This is a genomic window from Mycobacterium sp. IDUB_21, from assembly GCF_055419425.1.
Window position 1 is genome coordinate 18,753 of record NZ_JBVAXQ010000006.1, and the last position, 16,014, is coordinate 34,766.

Annotated in this window: 14 protein-coding genes and 1 pseudogene; 12 read left to right on the forward strand and 3 right to left on the reverse strand. The window is 66.1% G+C overall.

The window, feature by feature from the left end:
- Positions 1 to 10: 10 nt before the first annotated feature.
- From ACZYY4_RS10905 to ACZYY4_RS10920, 4 genes and pseudogenes are all read left to right on the forward strand, one after another.
- Positions 11 to 1,234, forward strand: coding sequence for a sodium-dependent bicarbonate transport family permease (locus ACZYY4_RS10905; RefSeq protein ID WP_463810010.1), 1,224 nt, complete (start codon positions 11 to 13; stop codon positions 1,232 to 1,234).
- A 217-nt stretch (positions 1,235 to 1,451) separates the two neighbouring features.
- Positions 1,452 to 2,858, forward strand: a complete 1,407-nt coding sequence (locus ACZYY4_RS10910) for an MFS transporter (protein ID WP_463810011.1) — start codon at positions 1,452 to 1,454, stop codon at positions 2,856 to 2,858.
- Positions 2,859 to 2,946: 88 nt separating this feature from the next.
- Positions 2,947 to 3,246 (forward strand): annotated as a pseudogene (locus tag ACZYY4_RS10915) (winged helix-turn-helix domain-containing protein); the annotation flags it as partial.
- Positions 3,243 to 3,959, forward strand: coding sequence for a sirohydrochlorin chelatase (locus ACZYY4_RS10920; RefSeq protein WP_463810012.1), 717 nt, complete (start codon positions 3,243 to 3,245; stop codon positions 3,957 to 3,959). The pseudogene ACZYY4_RS10915 and the gene ACZYY4_RS10920, both read left to right, overlap by 4 nt.
- Here the strand turns inward: ACZYY4_RS10920 and ACZYY4_RS10925 are convergent.
- Positions 3,933 to 4,268, reverse strand: coding sequence for a cupin domain-containing protein (locus ACZYY4_RS10925; RefSeq protein ID WP_463810013.1), 336 nt, complete (start codon positions 4,266 to 4,268; stop codon positions 3,933 to 3,935). The genes ACZYY4_RS10920 and ACZYY4_RS10925 overlap by 27 nt on opposite strands.
- 231 nt (positions 4,269 to 4,499) lie before the next feature.
- Here ACZYY4_RS10925 and ACZYY4_RS10930 point away from each other — a divergent pair, with 231 nt between their 5' ends.
- Together ACZYY4_RS10930 and ACZYY4_RS10935 are read left to right on the forward strand one after the other, a co-directional pair.
- Positions 4,500 to 5,891, forward strand: a complete 1,392-nt coding sequence (locus ACZYY4_RS10930; protein WP_463810014.1) for a nitrate/nitrite transporter — start codon at positions 4,500 to 4,502, stop codon at positions 5,889 to 5,891.
- 84 nt (positions 5,892 to 5,975) lie between these two features.
- Positions 5,976 to 7,115 carry a uroporphyrinogen-III synthase gene (locus ACZYY4_RS10935; RefSeq protein WP_463810015.1) on the forward strand — a complete coding sequence of 380 codons (1,140 nt, stop codon included), beginning with the start codon at positions 5,976 to 5,978 and terminating at the stop codon, positions 7,113 to 7,115.
- A gap of 138 nt (positions 7,116 to 7,253) precedes the next feature.
- Here the strand turns inward: ACZYY4_RS10935 and nirD are convergent, their stop codons facing one another.
- Both nirD and nirB read right to left on the reverse strand, forming a co-directional pair.
- Positions 7,254 to 7,622, reverse strand: coding sequence for a nitrite reductase small subunit NirD (nirD, locus tag ACZYY4_RS10940; protein WP_463810016.1), 369 nt, complete (start codon positions 7,620 to 7,622; stop codon positions 7,254 to 7,256).
- Entirely contained in the window at positions 7,619 to 10,189 is a 2,571-nt protein-coding gene (gene nirB, locus ACZYY4_RS10945; RefSeq protein ID WP_463810017.1) for a nitrite reductase large subunit NirB, read from the reverse strand. The genes nirD and nirB overlap by 4 nt, the downstream gene beginning before the upstream one ends.
- A gap of 228 nt (positions 10,190 to 10,417) precedes the next feature.
- On the opposite strand from nirB, the gene ACZYY4_RS10950 reads away from it, so the two are divergent.
- The 6 genes from ACZYY4_RS10950 (at position 10,418) to ACZYY4_RS10975 (ending at position 15,993) form a co-directional block, all read left to right on the forward strand.
- Positions 10,418 to 10,909, forward strand: coding sequence for an Hsp20/alpha crystallin family protein (locus ACZYY4_RS10950; RefSeq protein WP_463810018.1), 492 nt, complete (start codon positions 10,418 to 10,420; stop codon positions 10,907 to 10,909).
- Positions 10,910 to 11,067: 158 nt separating this feature from the next.
- A complete protein-coding gene (locus ACZYY4_RS10955; RefSeq protein WP_463810019.1) occupies positions 11,068 to 11,364 on the forward strand; it encodes a hypothetical protein in 297 nt (98 codons plus the stop codon).
- A gap of 74 nt (positions 11,365 to 11,438) precedes the next feature.
- Positions 11,439 to 12,269 carry a hypothetical protein gene (locus tag ACZYY4_RS10960; protein WP_463810020.1) on the forward strand — a complete coding sequence of 277 codons (831 nt, stop codon included), beginning with the start codon at positions 11,439 to 11,441 and terminating at the stop codon, positions 12,267 to 12,269.
- 47 nt (positions 12,270 to 12,316) lie between these two features.
- Positions 12,317 to 14,236: a fumarate reductase/succinate dehydrogenase flavoprotein subunit gene (locus ACZYY4_RS10965; RefSeq protein ID WP_463810021.1), complete on the forward strand. Its 1,920-nt coding sequence runs from the start codon at positions 12,317 to 12,319 to the stop codon at positions 14,234 to 14,236.
- A complete protein-coding gene (locus ACZYY4_RS10970; RefSeq protein ID WP_463810022.1) occupies positions 14,236 to 14,991 on the forward strand; it encodes a succinate dehydrogenase/fumarate reductase iron-sulfur subunit in 756 nt (251 codons plus the stop codon). Before ACZYY4_RS10965 ends, ACZYY4_RS10970 begins: the two co-directional genes overlap by 1 nt.
- Positions 14,992 to 14,994: 3 nt before the next feature.
- Positions 14,995 to 15,993: an aldo/keto reductase gene (locus ACZYY4_RS10975; RefSeq protein WP_463810023.1), complete on the forward strand. Its 999-nt coding sequence runs from the start codon at positions 14,995 to 14,997 to the stop codon at positions 15,991 to 15,993.
- Positions 15,994 to 16,014 lie beyond the last annotated feature (21 nt).

A 16,014-nucleotide genomic window follows, 5' to 3' on the forward strand; every position in this document is an offset into this window, starting at 1 on the left:
GGGAGACCCCATGCTGTTTGAGTTCTGGCACAACTTCACCCACAACCTCTTCAAACCACTGCTGCTCTTCTTCTACATGGGTTTCCTGATCCCCGTTCTGAAGGTCCAGTTCGAGTTCCCCTACGTGCTGTACCAGGGCTTGACCTTGTACCTGCTGCTGGCAATCGGCTGGCGTGGCGGCGAGGAGCTCGCCACCATCGACGCATCCAGTATCGGCAGCGTCCTGGGCTTCATCGTCCTGGGCTTCTTCACCAACCTGATCATCGGATTCGTCGCCTATGGGCTGCTGACCCGGATGACGAAGATGCGACGAATCGATCAGGCCACGGTCGCCGGCTACTACGGGTCGGACTCGGCCGGCACATTCGCCACCTGCCTGGGCGTGCTGGCCGCGTTGGACATCACGTTCGACGCCTACATGCCGGTGATGCTGGCGATCATGGAGATCCCCGGCTGCATCGTGGCACTGCTGCTGGTGGCCCGGCTGCGCGATCGCGGAATGGACCCGCTGGGCAACATGCCCGACGAGCCCGGGTACAACCCGAAGGCCCGCCTCGAATTGGTCACCGCCGCCCAGTTGAGCGCACAGCATCCCGCGAACCAGCACCAGCTGGAGGTCGAAGAGGAACTGGAGATCTCGCTGGAGAAGCGCGAGCATCCCGATTCGGTCGGCGCCGACTCGGTGCCGACGGTGACAGCACCGGTCAGCGCGCCGCTGCTGCGCGAAGTACTGCTCAACCCGGGGCTGTATCTGCTCTTCGGCGGGATCATCATCGGCTTTGTCGGCCGCCTGCAGGGTGCCTCCGTCATCGAGGACGGCGACCACGTGTTCGTCACGGCGTTCCAGGGCATTCTGTGCCTGTTCCTGCTCGAGATGGGGATGACGGCGTCCCGCAAGCTGAAGGATCTACGATCCGCGGGACGCGGTTTGATCGCGTTCGGGTTATTGGCTCCGAATCTCTTTGCCATAGCAGGGATTTTCATCATCCACTTCTATGCGCAACTCACCGGCACCCACTTCGAGACGGGCAGCTACGTGCTGTTCGCCGTGCTGTGCGGCGCGGCGTCGTATATCGCCGTACCCGCGGTGCAACGAATCGCGATCCCCGAGGCCAGTCCGACGGTGCCGCTCGCGGCATCCCTGGGGCTGACGTTCTCGTACAACGTGACCATCGGCATTCCGCTGTACCTGCAGATCACTCACGCCGTCAACAGCTGGCTACCGATCGGCTGACACCGCCTTTGTGAAATAGGCTGCGCGCACACCTAATACGTGACGCCGCCCACACCGTGAACCAAATCGTGACGCGGTCCGTGTACCAGCCGAGTTGTCCTCCAAGGCATTTACAGCTTCTACACCGCAACTTGCCAGAGCAACTCGGTATGTTCGCACGGCGACCAGCTGCGACCGGCAACATGGCACGGCGGTGGCTCAGAGGTAGGAGATGTCAATGACGCATGCAGATATCAGCGCTTTCGACCCGGAGGACTCCGCGGCCTGGGAGAACGGCAACAAAGCCGTCGCGCGGCGCAACCTGATCTGGTCGACGGCAACCATGCACGTCGCCTTCTCCATCTGGTCGCTGTGGTCGGTGGTCGTGCTGTTCATGCCGGAGTCGGTTTACGGCATCAAGCCGGGTGACAAGCTGCTGCTCGCGGCCGTCGCCACCCTGGTCGGTGCGGGTGCGCGGATTCCGTATGTGGCGGCCACCGCCAAGTTCGGCGGTCGCGACTGGGCGGTGTCTTCGTCGCTGATCCTGCTGATACCCACCGTCGGTACCTTGTTGTTGCTGGTCAACCCGGGTCAACCGTTCTGGATGTATGTGGTGTGTGCCGCCCTGACCGGGCTGGGAGGCGGCAACTACGCGGCGTCGCTGGCCAACGTCGACGCCTTCTACCCACAACGCCTCAAGGGGGTTGCGCTCGGGTTGTGCGGCGGTATCGGCAACCTCGGTGTGGCGGCCATCCAGCTGGTCGGTCTGTTGGTCCTCGCCACCGTCGGCAACACCAAGCCGGAGTTGGTCTGCGCTGTCTACCTGGTACTGCTCGCCCTGGTCGGCATCGGCGCAGCCCTGCGGATGGACAACCTCGACCACGGTGCGAAAGAGGTCGGCAGTATCCGATCGATCCTGTCGGTACCTGACAGTTGGGTCGTCTCGCTGCTGTACTGCGCCGCTTTCGGCTCGTTCATCGGCTTCGCGTTCGCGTTCGCCCAGGTGCTGCACGTCACATTCGAGGAAACCGGCCACAACCCCGCCGAGGCCTCATTGTACGCCGCCCGAATCGCTTTCATCGGGCCGCTGTTGGGCGCCTTGTCCCGCATCTACGGGGGCCGGGTGGCGGACCGGCGCGGAGGCGGACGGGTCACCTTCGTCGTCTTCCTCGGAATGATCCTGGCCGCCGCGGTACTGGCCGTGACCAGCACCATCGATGACCGCACCCCCGGCACGGTCGCCTCATCCACCGTCGTGCTCTACATCGCCGGATTCATCGCGCTGTTCATCCTGGCCGGGATGGGCAACGGATCGGTGTTGAAGATGATCCCGTCGATCTTCGAGGCCCGCAGCCGGTCACTGGACGCCAGTGAAGCCGAGCGCCGACACTGGGCGCGTTCGCATTCCGGCGCGTTGATCGGATTCGCCACCGCGATCGGCGCCCTCGGCGGGGTGGCCATCAACCTGACCTTGCGGCAGGCCTACACGAGCACGGGCACCGAGACACCCGCCTTCTGGATCTTCCTCGCGACATATTGCGCCGCAGCCGCATTGACCTGGGTGATGTACCTTCGCCGGCCGCCGCGGATGCCGGCTGGGACGAGCCCGCGGACCGCCCGTGACGCCGAGACGGTGCCGGTGTGACCGAAACCGCTGCCCAAACCGGGCAACGGATTGGAAACCGCTCGGTAACACGTACGAAATCGATTGCCGCTAAACCTTATACATGAGCACCGTTCAGGCTGCCGGCCACCTCATCGAGATTGAGGACAGCCGGGTACTCGTGGACGGGTTGATCAAGCCGGTGTCTCCTGCCGGCTTGGCCGCCCTGCGCGTACTGGCCCACCAGCCGGGCACCGTCGTGGCACGTGACACGTTGTTGCGCGCACTGCCGGGACGGGGCAGCAGTACACATGCGGTGGACACTGCGGTGCTTCGGCTTCGAACAGCGTTGGGCGACAGTCAGATCGTTGCCACCGTGGTCAAGCGGGGCTATCGGTTGGCGGTCGACGACCACCCGGGGGCCGCATGATCCCCATTCTGGTCGCGCACGGCACCCGCCGGCCCGAGGGCGTCGTCATGATCGGTGAACTCGCCGAGCGGGTCGGCGCACTGCTGGCGCAGCCGGTGCGGGTGGCGTTCGTCGACGTGCTGGGTCCCACGCCGGCGGAGATCCTTGCCGCTGAAGCCGATACCGGCCGTCCGGCGATCGTCGTCCCGGCGTTTCTGGCCCGCGGTTATCACGTAGGGGTCGACGTACCCACGCATGTCTTGGCCAGCGGACACCCGGACGTCACGATGACACCGGCACTGGGGCCGGACCCGCGCGTGGCCGCCGTGGTCGCCGCGCGACTGTCCGAAGCGGGCTGGCGGCCCGGGGACTCGGTGGTTCTCGCGGCGGCCGGTTCGTCGGACGCGACAGCGCGCGCCGACCTGGACCAGGCCGCGCAGATGCTGTCGGGGCTGCTCGGCTCGCGCGTCGAGGTGGCGTTCGCCGCCACCGGCGGACCCACTGTCTCCGAGGCCGTGGCCGCCTCGCGCAGGCGGGGGGCGACTCGAGTGGTGGTCGCCTCTTACCTGCTGGCCGATGGACTCTTTCAGCGGCGACTGCTCGACACCGGGGCGGATCTGGTGACCGAGCCACTAGGCACCCACCCGGGCATCGCCCGGATCGTCGCCGACCGGTTCATCACCGCCCGAACACGGATTCCGGTGCGGTCAGGGCTTTTTGGCGACAGTCAGTAAAAGCGTCGAATCCTCCAGAGCGCTGACCGCGTGTACCGCGGCGGGCACCACCAAAAGGTCGCCGCTTCGACCGGTCCAGGAGTCGGCGCCGGCCGTCAGCTTGATCCGGCCGCTGAGCACATGCAACGTCGCGTCGTCGGAAGAGTTGTCATGGTCATCGAGGGTCTGCCCTCGGCGCAGCGCGATCACGGTCTGCCGCAACACACATTCGTGACCCCCGACCACCGTGGTCGCACTGCGGCCGCTGGATTCCGTGCCGGCGCGGTCGAGTTGCTCGCGGGCCAGAGCTGTTAGCGAGAACTTCTTCATCTGCCGACTCCGTCGTGGGGGGGACCGGGACCGATTGTGAGCCTACCGCCGTCCCCATCGCGAACAGACGTGAAATCGCCCAAATTCGGCATGGCCTGGGCGATTCTGTCCGGCGCACCCAGTCGGCCCGACGTTGAGTCTCACATCCGTGCCGCCGGCCCGTGAGCAGAAGTTCACGGGGGGGACACCGGGTGCAGCTTTCCGGTAACGAAACATTCCTACCGTGTCCACATGGCTCGTTCACACATCATCACTGGTTGGGATCCCGAAGACACCGTGGCCTGGGCGGCCGGTAACGACAAGATCGCCCGGCGCAACCTGATCTGGTCCACAGTCGCCGAACATGTCGGCTTCTCGATCTGGTCGATCTGGTCGGTGATGGTGCTGTTCATGCCGGAGTCGGTGTATGGCTTCACCGCCGGTGACAAATTCCTCCTGGCGGCCACCGCTACCCTGGCCGGCGGTGCGCTGCGCATCCCGTACTCGCTGGCCACCGCGACGTTCGGCGGCCGCAATTGGACGGTCTTCTCAGCGCTGGTCCTGTTGATTCCGACCGTGGCGATGATGGGCCTGCTGGCCCATCCGGGACTGCCGCTGTGGCCGTATCTGGCGTGTGCGGCCCTGACCGGTCTGGGCGGTGGGAATTTCGCGGCGTCGATGACCAACGTGAACGCTTTCTATCCGAACCGGCTCAAGGGCTGGGCGTTGGCGGTCAATGCCGGCGGCGGCAACCTCGGGGTACCGCTGATTCAGCTGATCGGGCTGGGGGTGTTGGCGACCGCGGGCAACCGGCAACCGCACTGGGTCTGCGCGACATATCTGGTGTTCCTTGCGCTCACCGGAATCGGCGCAGCATTGTTCATGGACAATCTCGACAACCACCGGGCCGACCTGAGTGCGATGCGCTCGATCCTGCCGGTACTCGACACCTGGATCATCGCGCTGCTCTACATCGGTACCTTCGGCTCGTTCATCGGGTTCTCGTTCGCCTTCGGCCAGGTGCTGCAGATCAGCTTCGTGGGTAGCGGTCAGAGCCCGGCGCAGGCCTCGTTGCACGCTGCTCAAATCGCCTTTCTGGGACCGCTTCTGGGGTCGGTAGCACGGATCGTCGGCGGCCGGATAGCCGACCGGCTCGGCGGTGGCCGAGTTACCCTGGCGGCGTTCGGCGGGATGTTTGCGGCGGCGGGACTGCTCGTCGGTGTCAGCGTCCTCGACGACCATCGCAGCGGCCCCACCACCAGCGCCACCATGGTGGGTTACGTCATCGGCTTCGTAGCGTTGTTCATCGTGTCCGGGATCGGCAACGGCTCGGTGTACAAGATGATCCCGTCGGTGTTCGAGGCCCGCAGCCATGCGCTGGGTCTCCGCGAGAGCGACCGTCGGCAGTGGTCACGAGCCATGTCGGGGGCGTTGATCGGATTCGCCGGTGCCATCGGCGCGTTCGGCGGTGTCGGTATCAACCTGGCACTGCGACAGTCGTATCTGTCCAGCGGTTCAGCGACGGCGGCGTTCGGGATCTTCCTGACGGGCTACGTCGGCGCCGCAGGGGTGACTTGGCTGAGATATGTGCGTAGCCCGATCCTCACCGCCCATCCGGCCCGGACCGCCTTGGCTCCGGCCTAAGGTGTCCACCACCGCGACGGGGATGCACCTTGCCGGCGGCCGCCTGGCGAGGCGAACGAGATCCGTCACGCTGGTGGCGGCCAGATGAGTCGGCCAGACCAGGTGCCGCTGAGCGGCTACCGGGTGGCGGTGACTTCGGCACGTCGGGCTGACGAGCTCTGCGCCCTGCTGCGGCGCCACGGCGCCACCGTCTGCGCAGCACCGGCGATCGACATGATCGATCTGACGGATGACGGCGAATTGCACAGACGCACCGAGGACTTGATCGCGGACCCGCCGGACATTCTGGTTGTGACGACCGCGATCGGATTCCGCGGCTGGATTGCCGCCGCCGAGGGGTGGGGACTCGCCGATGAACTGATCGCGGCCCTGAGTCCGGCGCGGATTGTGGCTCGTGGGCCGAAGGTGGTCGGCGCACTGCGCGCCGCCGGGCTCGGCGAGGAGTGGTCCCCCGAATCCGAATCGTCAGCCGCGGTGCTCGCCTATCTGCTGGAATCGGGTGTCAACGGCTGCCGCATCGCCGTCCAGCTGCACGGCACCAGCGGCGGCTTGGATCCGGCTCCCGAGCTACTCGACCGATTCCGTTCTGCGGGAGCCGATGTGCTGCCCATCAGGGTCTACAGGTGGCGGGCGGTCCGGCCGGGCGGAGAGTTCGACCAACTGACCACCGAGATCGCCCAACGACAATTCGATGCCGTGAGCTTCACCTCGGCCGCTGCCGTGCTGGCAACACTGACACGCGCCACCGAACTCGGCATCTCCGATGAGCTGGTTGGCGCGCTGCGGTCGGACGTCGTTGCCATGTGCGTGGGTCCGCTGACTGCCCGGCCGCTGTCACTCTTGGGCGTCCCCACTTCGTCACCGCGACGAATGCGATTGGGAGCGTTGGCTCGCCATATCGTGGATCAGCTACCACGGTTGCGCACCCACACCGTGGACGCCGCCGGCCACCGGATCGAGGTTCGCAGCAGTTGCGTGATGGTCGATGGGGTGGCCAAGCCGGTGTCGCCGGCCGGGATGGCAACGCTGCGCGCGTTGGCCCATCACCCCGGCAGGGTGGTCTCTCGTGATGAATTACTGGATTCCTTGCCGGGCAACGGCAGCCGCACTCACGCGGTGGAGACAGCCGTGTTGCGACTCCGAACCGCCTTGGGCGACAAGAAGATCATCGCCACCGTGGTCAAACGCGGCTACCGGCTGGCGGTGGACCAGGCGAGCGACTGAGTCCATAACGGTGACCCGCTTCGCCCGGCTCCGCCGCGCTTGCGATCACCTGAGTCCATAACGGTGACCCGCTTCGCCCGGCTCCGCCGCGCTTGCGATCACCTGAGCCCATAACGGTGACCCGCTTCGCCCGAGCGACTAAGCGGCGGCCCGAAGGGCGGCGACGCGGCCGATCTGCACGTAGCCGTCCACGATCCGGGTCGGGTATACCCGAACCGAGATCCGGGGATCATCCAGACAACTGCCGTCGTCGAACGCGAATGCCTGCTTCTTCAGCGGCGAGATGACGGACAGCCGGCCACCGCGGTCACCGACGATCCCCCGGGACAACACCGCCGCGTGGAAGAACGGATCGACGTTGCACACCGCGTGTACCGAGTCGTCGTCGAGGCGGAACAGTGCCGCCTGTTTGCCGTTGTCGAGCAGCACACCCACGCCGAGGCCGGGAATCAGCTGGTCGTACCGGCAGGCGGTGGTCCATGCCTCAATGTTGTTGGCGGTGATCATGATGCCTCCTCAGATGAGCGCAGTACCGGGATGGGTAAGGGGATCTTGCGGCCGTCGCGTTCGGTGAACGCGACGGTGGGGTCTTCGGCGTCGGGAGCGTTGACGAACGACACGAAGCGCGACAGCTTCTCGGGATCGTCGAGCACCCCCTTCCATTCGTCGGCGTAGTTGTCGACGTGGCGGGCCATCGCCGTCTCGAATTCGTCAGCCAGCCCGAGTGAGTCCTCGCAGACGACCTCGCGGATGTGGTCGAGCCCGCCTTCGATCGACTCGATCCACGGCGCGGTGCGCTGCAGCCGATCCGCGGTGCGGATGTAGAACATCAGGAACCTGTCGACATAGCGGAACACCGTCTCGGTGTCGAGGTCTGACGCCAGCAACTCGGCGTGCTTGGGCGACATACCGCCGTTGCCACCGACATAGAGATTCCAGCCGATCTCGGTGGCGATCACCCCGACGTCCTTGCCGCGAGCCTCGGCGCACTCCCGGGCGCAACCGGACACACCCATCTTGATCTTGTGCGGTGCGCGCAGTCCCCGATAGCGCAGCTCCAAGTCGACGGCCATCTTCACGGAGTCCTGCTGCCCGTAGCGGCACCAGTCACTGCCCACGCAGCTCTTCACGGTACGGAGCGACTTGCCGTATGCCTGACCGGATTCCATACCGGCATCGACCAACTTGCGCCAGATGTCCGGCAGCTGATCGACACGGGCGCCGAACATATCGATGCGCTGCCCGCCGGTGATCTTGGTGTAGAGACCGAACTCCTGGGCGATCTGGCCGATCAGGATCAGGTGCTCGGGCTTGATCTCACCGCCTGGCACCCGGGGAACCACCGAGTAGCTGCCGTTGCGCTGAATATTGGCCAGGAAGTGATCGTTGGAGTCCTGCAGTGCGGCCTGCTCACCGTCCAGGATGTGCTCGGAGCCGGTGGAGGCCAGGATGGAGGCGACGGTCGGTTTGCAGATGTCGCAGCCGTGGCCTTTGCCGAATCGCTCCAGCAGTTCGGAGAAGGTGCGGATCCCGGTGACCTGGATGATCTCGAAGAGTTCAGCGCGCGACTGGACGAAGTGTTCGCACAGCGACTTGGACTGCTCCACCCCCTCGGCGATCAGCAGCTCTTTGAGCAGCGGAATGCAGGAACCACACGAGGTTCCGGCCTTGGTGCGGTCCTTCAGTGCCTGCACGTCGTGACAGCCATCGGCGATCGCATTGCACAGTTGCGTCTTGCTGACGTTGTTGCAGGAGCAGATCTGCGCCGCCCCGGGCAGCGCACTGATCCCCAGCGAAGTCTTGCCTCCGTTACCGGAGCCGGCCGGAGCGAGCAGGTCCAGCGGGTCGCCGGGCAACTCGGCGCCGACCATCGGGCGCAGCACGCCGTAGGAGGATGCGTCACCGACGAGAATGCCCCCGAGCAGGGTCTTGGCGTCGTCGGAGAGCACCAGCTTGGCGTAGGTGCGCTTCACCGGGTCGTTGATCACCACCGAGAGCGAGTTCGCGGTGGCCCCCATCGCGTCACCGAAGCTGGCCACGTCGACGCCGAGCAGCTTGAGCTTGGTGGACATGTCGGCTTCACCGAATTCGGCGGCACCTTCCAGCAGCCGGTCGGCGACCACCTCGGCGCTGGTGTAACCAGGCCCGACCAGGCCGTAGCAGCAGCCTTCGATGGCGGCCACCTCCCCGATCGCATACACGTCGGGGTCGCTGGTCCGGCAGGACAGATCCGTCAGGACGCCGCCACGCTCGGCGATGGCCAGGCCGGCCTCGCGCGCCAGTTCGTCGCGCGGGCGCACACCGGCCGCGAAGATCACCAGGCCGGCCTCGATCACGTTGCCGTCGGAGAGTCGCACCCGCAGGGTGGGCGAGCCGTACTGGTGGGTGAGCTGCTCGATCGACTCGGTGCCCACGCCGACGTGCACCGCGATGCCCAACTCGGAGATCATCCGACTGAGCAGCACGCCGCCGGCGTCGTCGAGTTGCTGCGGCATCAGTCGTGGAGCCATCTCGACGATGTGCGGTTCGATGCCGGAGGCGCGAAGCGCGTTCGCCGCTTCCAGCCCCAGCAGCCCGCCCCCGATCACCACTCCGGCGTGGGTGTGGCCGGCTTCCACCATGCACGCGATGTCGGCGCGGATGCCGTCGAGGTCGTCCAGGGTCCGGTAGACGTGGCAGCCGGGCAGGTCGTGGCCGGGAACCGGCGGGACGAATGCGCGAGACCCGGTCGCCAGCACCAGCGTGTCGTAGCCGTAGCGCTGTCCGTCCCCCGCGAGCACCGACTTGGCCGCCAGGTCGAGTTCGGTCACCCGGGAGCGCAGCAGCAAGCGCACGTGATCGTCGCCGGCGTAGTCATTTCCGGGCAGCGCCAGTCTGGATCGATCCCAGCCGTCGGTGTAGGAGGTCAGGCCGACCCGGTCGTAGGCCGGGTCGGACTCCTCGGCGAGCACGGTGACCCGCCAGCTTCCGCTGTCGGACCGGCTGCGCAGCGCCTCCACGAAGCGGTGGCCCACCATGCCGTGGCCGACCACGACAAGATCCCGCACAGCGCGGGGAGTTTCGATCGGGCTCATGCGAATGAGACTAGAAAGCCGATATTGCGACAATATCGCCATGCGTTACGAGCGTGTGACGGTGTGCTCACCAGCGTGTGAGGGCGTTCACCGAGCCCAGCGACTGTGGGGTTGTTCACCGTCGGCGAACGCGGAACTTTAGCGTGGCCGACTCAAGTTCTACCCAATGACGGGCCGGCACCCGACCGGCACGCAGCCATCACCCTTGAAAGAAAGGTAGGGACACCGATGAGCACCCTGACCCTGTGGCAACGTCCGTTCAAGCCCCCCTTCAGTCCCGCGTTCGACACCGACCGGTGGGTTCGCGACTTCTTCGGCCCGGCCACGGCCACCGACTGGAGAACACCCGCACCGAGCGGCTTCCGGCCCGCCGCCGAGATCACCAAGGACGGCGAGGACGCGGTGGTCCGCCTGGAACTCCCCGGCATCGACGTCGACAAGGATGTGACCGTCGAGCTCGACGGTGGGCGGCTGGTCGTCCACGGCGAACGCCGCGACGAGTACGCCGGCACCGACCCTGCCGACGCCAACCGCACGCTGCGTGAGGTGCGCTACGGCTCCTTCCGCCGCTCGTTCGCGGTCCCGGCACACGTCACCGGTGACGCTGTATCGGCGTCGTATGACGCCGGCGTGCTGACCGTGCGGGTGGCCGGCGTCTACGCGGGCACCCAGCCGCAAACGATCGCCATCACCAAGGAGCAGGGCCAAGTAACCGGCTAAGCCCTCGCGGCCCGGAAAACCCCCGCACACAGCGTGTGTGGGGGTTTTTCGCGCGCCCAACCTGTCGCGCGGGCAACGTGATCTGTCTCACGTCCCGTTCGGGATGTGACTAGCATCGGGTGAACGTACTGTGATCCGTACCACCTGAGGAGGCACCGGTGTCGAGCACTACCGAACTCGCCGAACTGCACGCCCTGATCGGCGACCTGCGGCGCTGCGTGCTGGGACTGAAGACCCGCTTCGGCGACATTCCCGGGATGCGCCGGATCGAGATGGACGCCGAGCGCATCCTGACCGACGTCCAACTCCTCGAATCCGACGCCGGCGAACTCGACCTGCAGCGCTGGGCCGCCGAGCGCGCCCAGGAGAAGATCGCGATCCCCGACACCGAGTACGACAGCGAATTCTGGCGTGACGTCGACGACGAGGGCGTCGGCGGCCAGGGCAGGTACTGACCCCACCGGGTGCTGCTTGCAAAGGCTTGCAAAGGGGCGCCCTCCGACGAACCCAGCCGAAGGGAACCCCCCAGATGAGCGCACCCGCCGTGAACCGTCCTGGCACCGGCGTCTTCTCGGCGACTCGCGCACGGATCGCGAATCGCACCCTGCGCACCGACCGCTGGTGGCTGTCACCACTTCGGGTGAACCTCGGGCTGAACCTGTTCATCGTCTACGCGACGGTCCGGTCCTTCTGGGGCAGCTCCTACTGGGTTGACCAGTACCACTATCTGACGCCGTTCTACTCACCGTGCATCAGTGCGTCGTGCGTGTCCGGCTCCAGTCACCTCGGCGTCTGGCTGCCGGAATTTCCCCGATGGATACCGTTGGGCGCATTGGTATTGCCGTTCCTGCTGTGCTTCCGGCTCACCTGCTACTACTACCGAAAGGCCTACTATCGGGCCTACTGGCAGTCGCCGACGGCGTGCGCCGTCCCGGAACCCCGCGCCCACTACACCGGTGAGACCCGGTTCCCGCTGATCATGCAGAACAGCCACCGCTACTTCTTCTACGCCGCCTTCGCGCTGGCGATGCTGAACACCTACGACGCGATCGTGGCGCTGCACTCCGACACCGGCCCGGGCGGCTTCGGGTTCGGAGTGGGCAACATCGTCTTGTTCACCAACGTGGCGATGTTGTGGGCCTACACCGGTGGCTGCCATTCCTGCCGGCACGTGTTCGGCGGACGCCTCAACCACTTCTCCAAGCACCCGGTCCGCTACTGGTTCTGGACGAAGATCAGCTGGTTCAACGGCCGGCACCAGCAGTTCGCCTGGATAACGCTGGGCACGCTGGCTTTCACCGACTTCTACATCTGGATGGTGGCCAGTGGTGTCATCACCGATTTCCGGTTCATCGGCTGAACCGCTACGCCGACAGCCGCATTCACACGAAGGGTAAGCGAGAATTCATGGTTGAAGTCGAACGGCACTCCTACGACGTGGTCGTGATCGGTGCCGGCGGCGCGGGCCTGCGCGCGGTCATCGAAGCCCGTCAGCAGGGCCTGAGCGTGGCGGTGGTGTGCAAGTCGCTGTTCGGCAAGGCGCACACCGTGATGGCCGAGGGCGGCTGCGCGGCGTCGATGGGCAACGTCAACTCCAAGGACAACTGGCAGGTGCACTTCCGTGACACCATGCGCGGCGGGAAGTTCCTCAACAACTGGCGGATGGCCGAACTGCACGCCCGGGAGGCTCCGGAGCGGGTCTGGGAGCTGGAGACCTACGGCGCATTGTTCGACCGCACCAAAGAGGGAAAGATCAACCAGCGCAACTTCGGTGGTCACACCTATCCGCGGCTGGCCCACGTCGGGGACCGCACCGGCCTGGAGTTGATCCGCACCATGCAGCAGAAGGTGGTCTCGCTGCAGCAGGATGATTTCGCGGAGTTCGGTGACTACGAGGCCAAGATCAAGGTGTTCCACGAGTGCACCATCACCGAATTGCTCAAAGATGATGCTACCGGCGCCATTTCGGGCGCATTCGGCTACTGGCGCGAAAGCGGCGCATTCGTGTTGTTCGAGTCGCCGGCGGTGGTGCTGGCTACCGGCGGTATCGGTAAGTCATTCAAGGTGACGTCGAATTCCTGGGAGTACACCGGCGACGGGCACGCGCTGGCACTGCGGGCCGGCGCGACGCTGATCAATATGGAATTCGTCCAGTTCCATCCGACCGGGATGGTGTGGCCGCCCAGCGTGAAGGGGATTCTGGTCACCGAGGGCGTGCGCGGCGACGGCGGGGTGCTCAAGAACTCCGACGGAACGCGGTTCATGTTCGATTACATCCCACCGGTGTTCAAGGGCCAGTACGCCGAGACCGAGCAAGAGGCCGACCAGTGGCTCAAGGACAACGACTCGGCTCGGCGCACCCCTGACCTGCTGCCCCGCGACGAGGTGGCCCGCGCCATCAACTCCGAAGTCAAAGCCGGCCGCGGTTCACCGCACGGCGGGGTATTCCTGGACATCGCCTCGCGGCTGACGTCGGAGGAGATCAAGCGCCGGCTGCCCTCGATGTACCACCAGTTCATGCAGCTGGCCGAGGTCGACATCACCAAGGACGCAATGGAAGTCGGCCCCACCTGCCACTACGTGATGGGCGGCATCGAGGTCGACCCGGACACCGGCGCGTCGGTCGTCCCAGGACTGTTCGCCGCCGGCGAATGCTCGGGCGGGATGCACGGGTCCAACCGGTTGGGCGGCAACTCCCTTTCTGACCTTTTGGTCTTCGGCCGCCGCGCCGGCCTGGGCGCCGCGGAATACCTGCGGCAGCTGCCGAGTAGACCGACCGTGGCACCGGCGGCACTGGACGCCGCAGCGAAGTTGGCGCTGGCACCGTTCGACGGCCCGAGCGGCGCCGCTGCCGGGGAGAACCCGTACACCCTGCACTCCGATCTGCAACAGTCGATGAACGACCTGGTCGGCATCATCCGCAATGCCGGCGAGCTGGAGCAGGCCCTGGCCCGACTCGAGGAGTTCAAGGCCCGATTCGCCGCCGTCGCCGTCGAGGGCGGCCGGCACTACAACCCGGGCTGGCACCTGGCCGTCGACCTGCGCAATATGCTGCTGGTCAGCGAGTGCGTGGCCAAGGCCGCCCTGCAGCGGACCGAGAGCCGCGGCGGGCACACCCGCGACGACCACCCGGGCATGGACTCGAACTGGCGCCAGACCCTGCTGGTCTGTCGGGTCTCGGATGACAGCGCGGTCCCCGACATCACGATCACCCCGGAGTCCCAGTCCGGGATGCGTGAGGACCTGCTGGAGCTGTTCGAGATCTCCGAGTTGGAGAAGTACTACACCGACCAAGAGCTGGCGCAACATCCGGGACGGAGAGCCTAATGACATACAACGCCCAGCTGCGCGTCTGGCGCGGTGACCTCGACGGCGGTGAGCTGCAGAACTTCGAGGTCGAGGTCAACGAGGGCGAGGTGGTGCTCGACGTCATCCACCGGCTGCAGGCGACCCAGACCCCGGACCTGGCGGTGCGCTGGAACTGCAAGGCCGGAAAGTGCGGCTCGTGCTCGGCGGAGATCAACGGGTTCCCCCGGCTGCTGTGCATGACCCGGATGTCGATGTTCGAACCGGACCAAACCGTCACGGTGACCCCGGTGCGGACGTTCCCGGTGATTCGCGACCTGGTCACCGACGTGTCGTTCAACTACGAGAAGGCTCGTGAGCTACCGGCGTTCAAGCCGCCGGCTGATCTCAAGCCCGGCGAGTACCGGATGCAGCAGAAGGATGTCGAGCGCTCCCAGGAGTTCCGCAAGTGCATCGAGTGCTTCCTGTGCCAGAACGTCTGCCACGTCATCCGCGACCACGAGGAGAACAAACCGAACTTCGCCGGGCCCCGGATGTTCATCCGGCTGGCGGAGTTGGAGATGCACCCGCTCGACACCGCCGACCGGCGCGATTTCGCCCAGGACGACGCCGGGCTGGGGTTGTGCAACATCACCAAGTGCTGCACCGAGGTGTGCCCGGAAGGCATCAAGATCACCGACAACGCCATCATCCCGATGAAGGAGCGGGTGGTCGGTCACCGCTATGACCCGATCACCTGGGCCGGCCGAAAGATCTTCCGCCGCAAATCCGACTGACTCGTGAAGACGACCACGCTGGGACGAAGCGGCCTCGGAGTCTCACGCCTGGCGCTGGGCACCTGGGAGTTCAGTGGGGCGTGGGGTGACGTCGACGAAGAGCGGGCGATCGCGATCGTCCGCCGGGCCCGCGAGCTGGGGTTCAACTTCTTCGACACCGCGCACGAGTACGGCTTCGGAACAGCCGAGCGCATTCTCGGCACCGCACTGCGCCACGAACTCGACCACGCCCGCGACCAGCTGGTGATCGCCACCAAGGGCGGGTTACGTGAGACCGACGACGGCCCGGTCCGCGACGCCAGGCCCGAATGGCTTCGCCACGATGTCGACACCAGCCTGGCCGCGCTGGGCATCGATCACATCGACCTGTATCAGGTGCACTGGCCCGACCCGGCCGTGCCGGCCGCGGAGACCGCCGGAGCGCTGGCCGAACTGGTTGCGGCGGGCAAGATCTGCCACGTCGGGGTGTCGAACTACGACGCCGACCAGATGGCGGAGTTCTCGGCCACGCTGCCGGTGGAAACCGTCCAGCCGCCGTTCAACATGCTGCGCCGCGGACTGCAGGACAGTCTGTTCCCCTACTGCCGGGAGAACGATATCGGTGTGCTGGTCTACGGGGCGCTGGCGCACGGCCTGCTGACCGGAACCATCACCTCCGACACCCGGTTCGACGCCGCCGACTGGCGCGCACAGAGCGGGATCTTCACCGGCGAGGGGTTCGCGCGCAATCTGAAAGTCATTGAGGGACTTCGATCTCTGGCCGCGGAGCTGGGTGTGACGCTGAGCCAGCTGGCGCTCGCCTGGGCACTGGCGCAACCCGGCGTACATGTGGCGATCGTCGGGACCCAACATGTCGGCTACCTGCAGGACAGCGCCGCCGCGGTCCACCTGGACCTGACCTCCGACGACCTGGCCGCCATATCGGAGATCCTGGCGCCGGCGGCGCCGCTGGGCGGCCCCTACCCGGAGATGTGGAAGGAATTCGCCGACCGGGAGACCTGACGGGCAGGCCTCCCGGCCGCG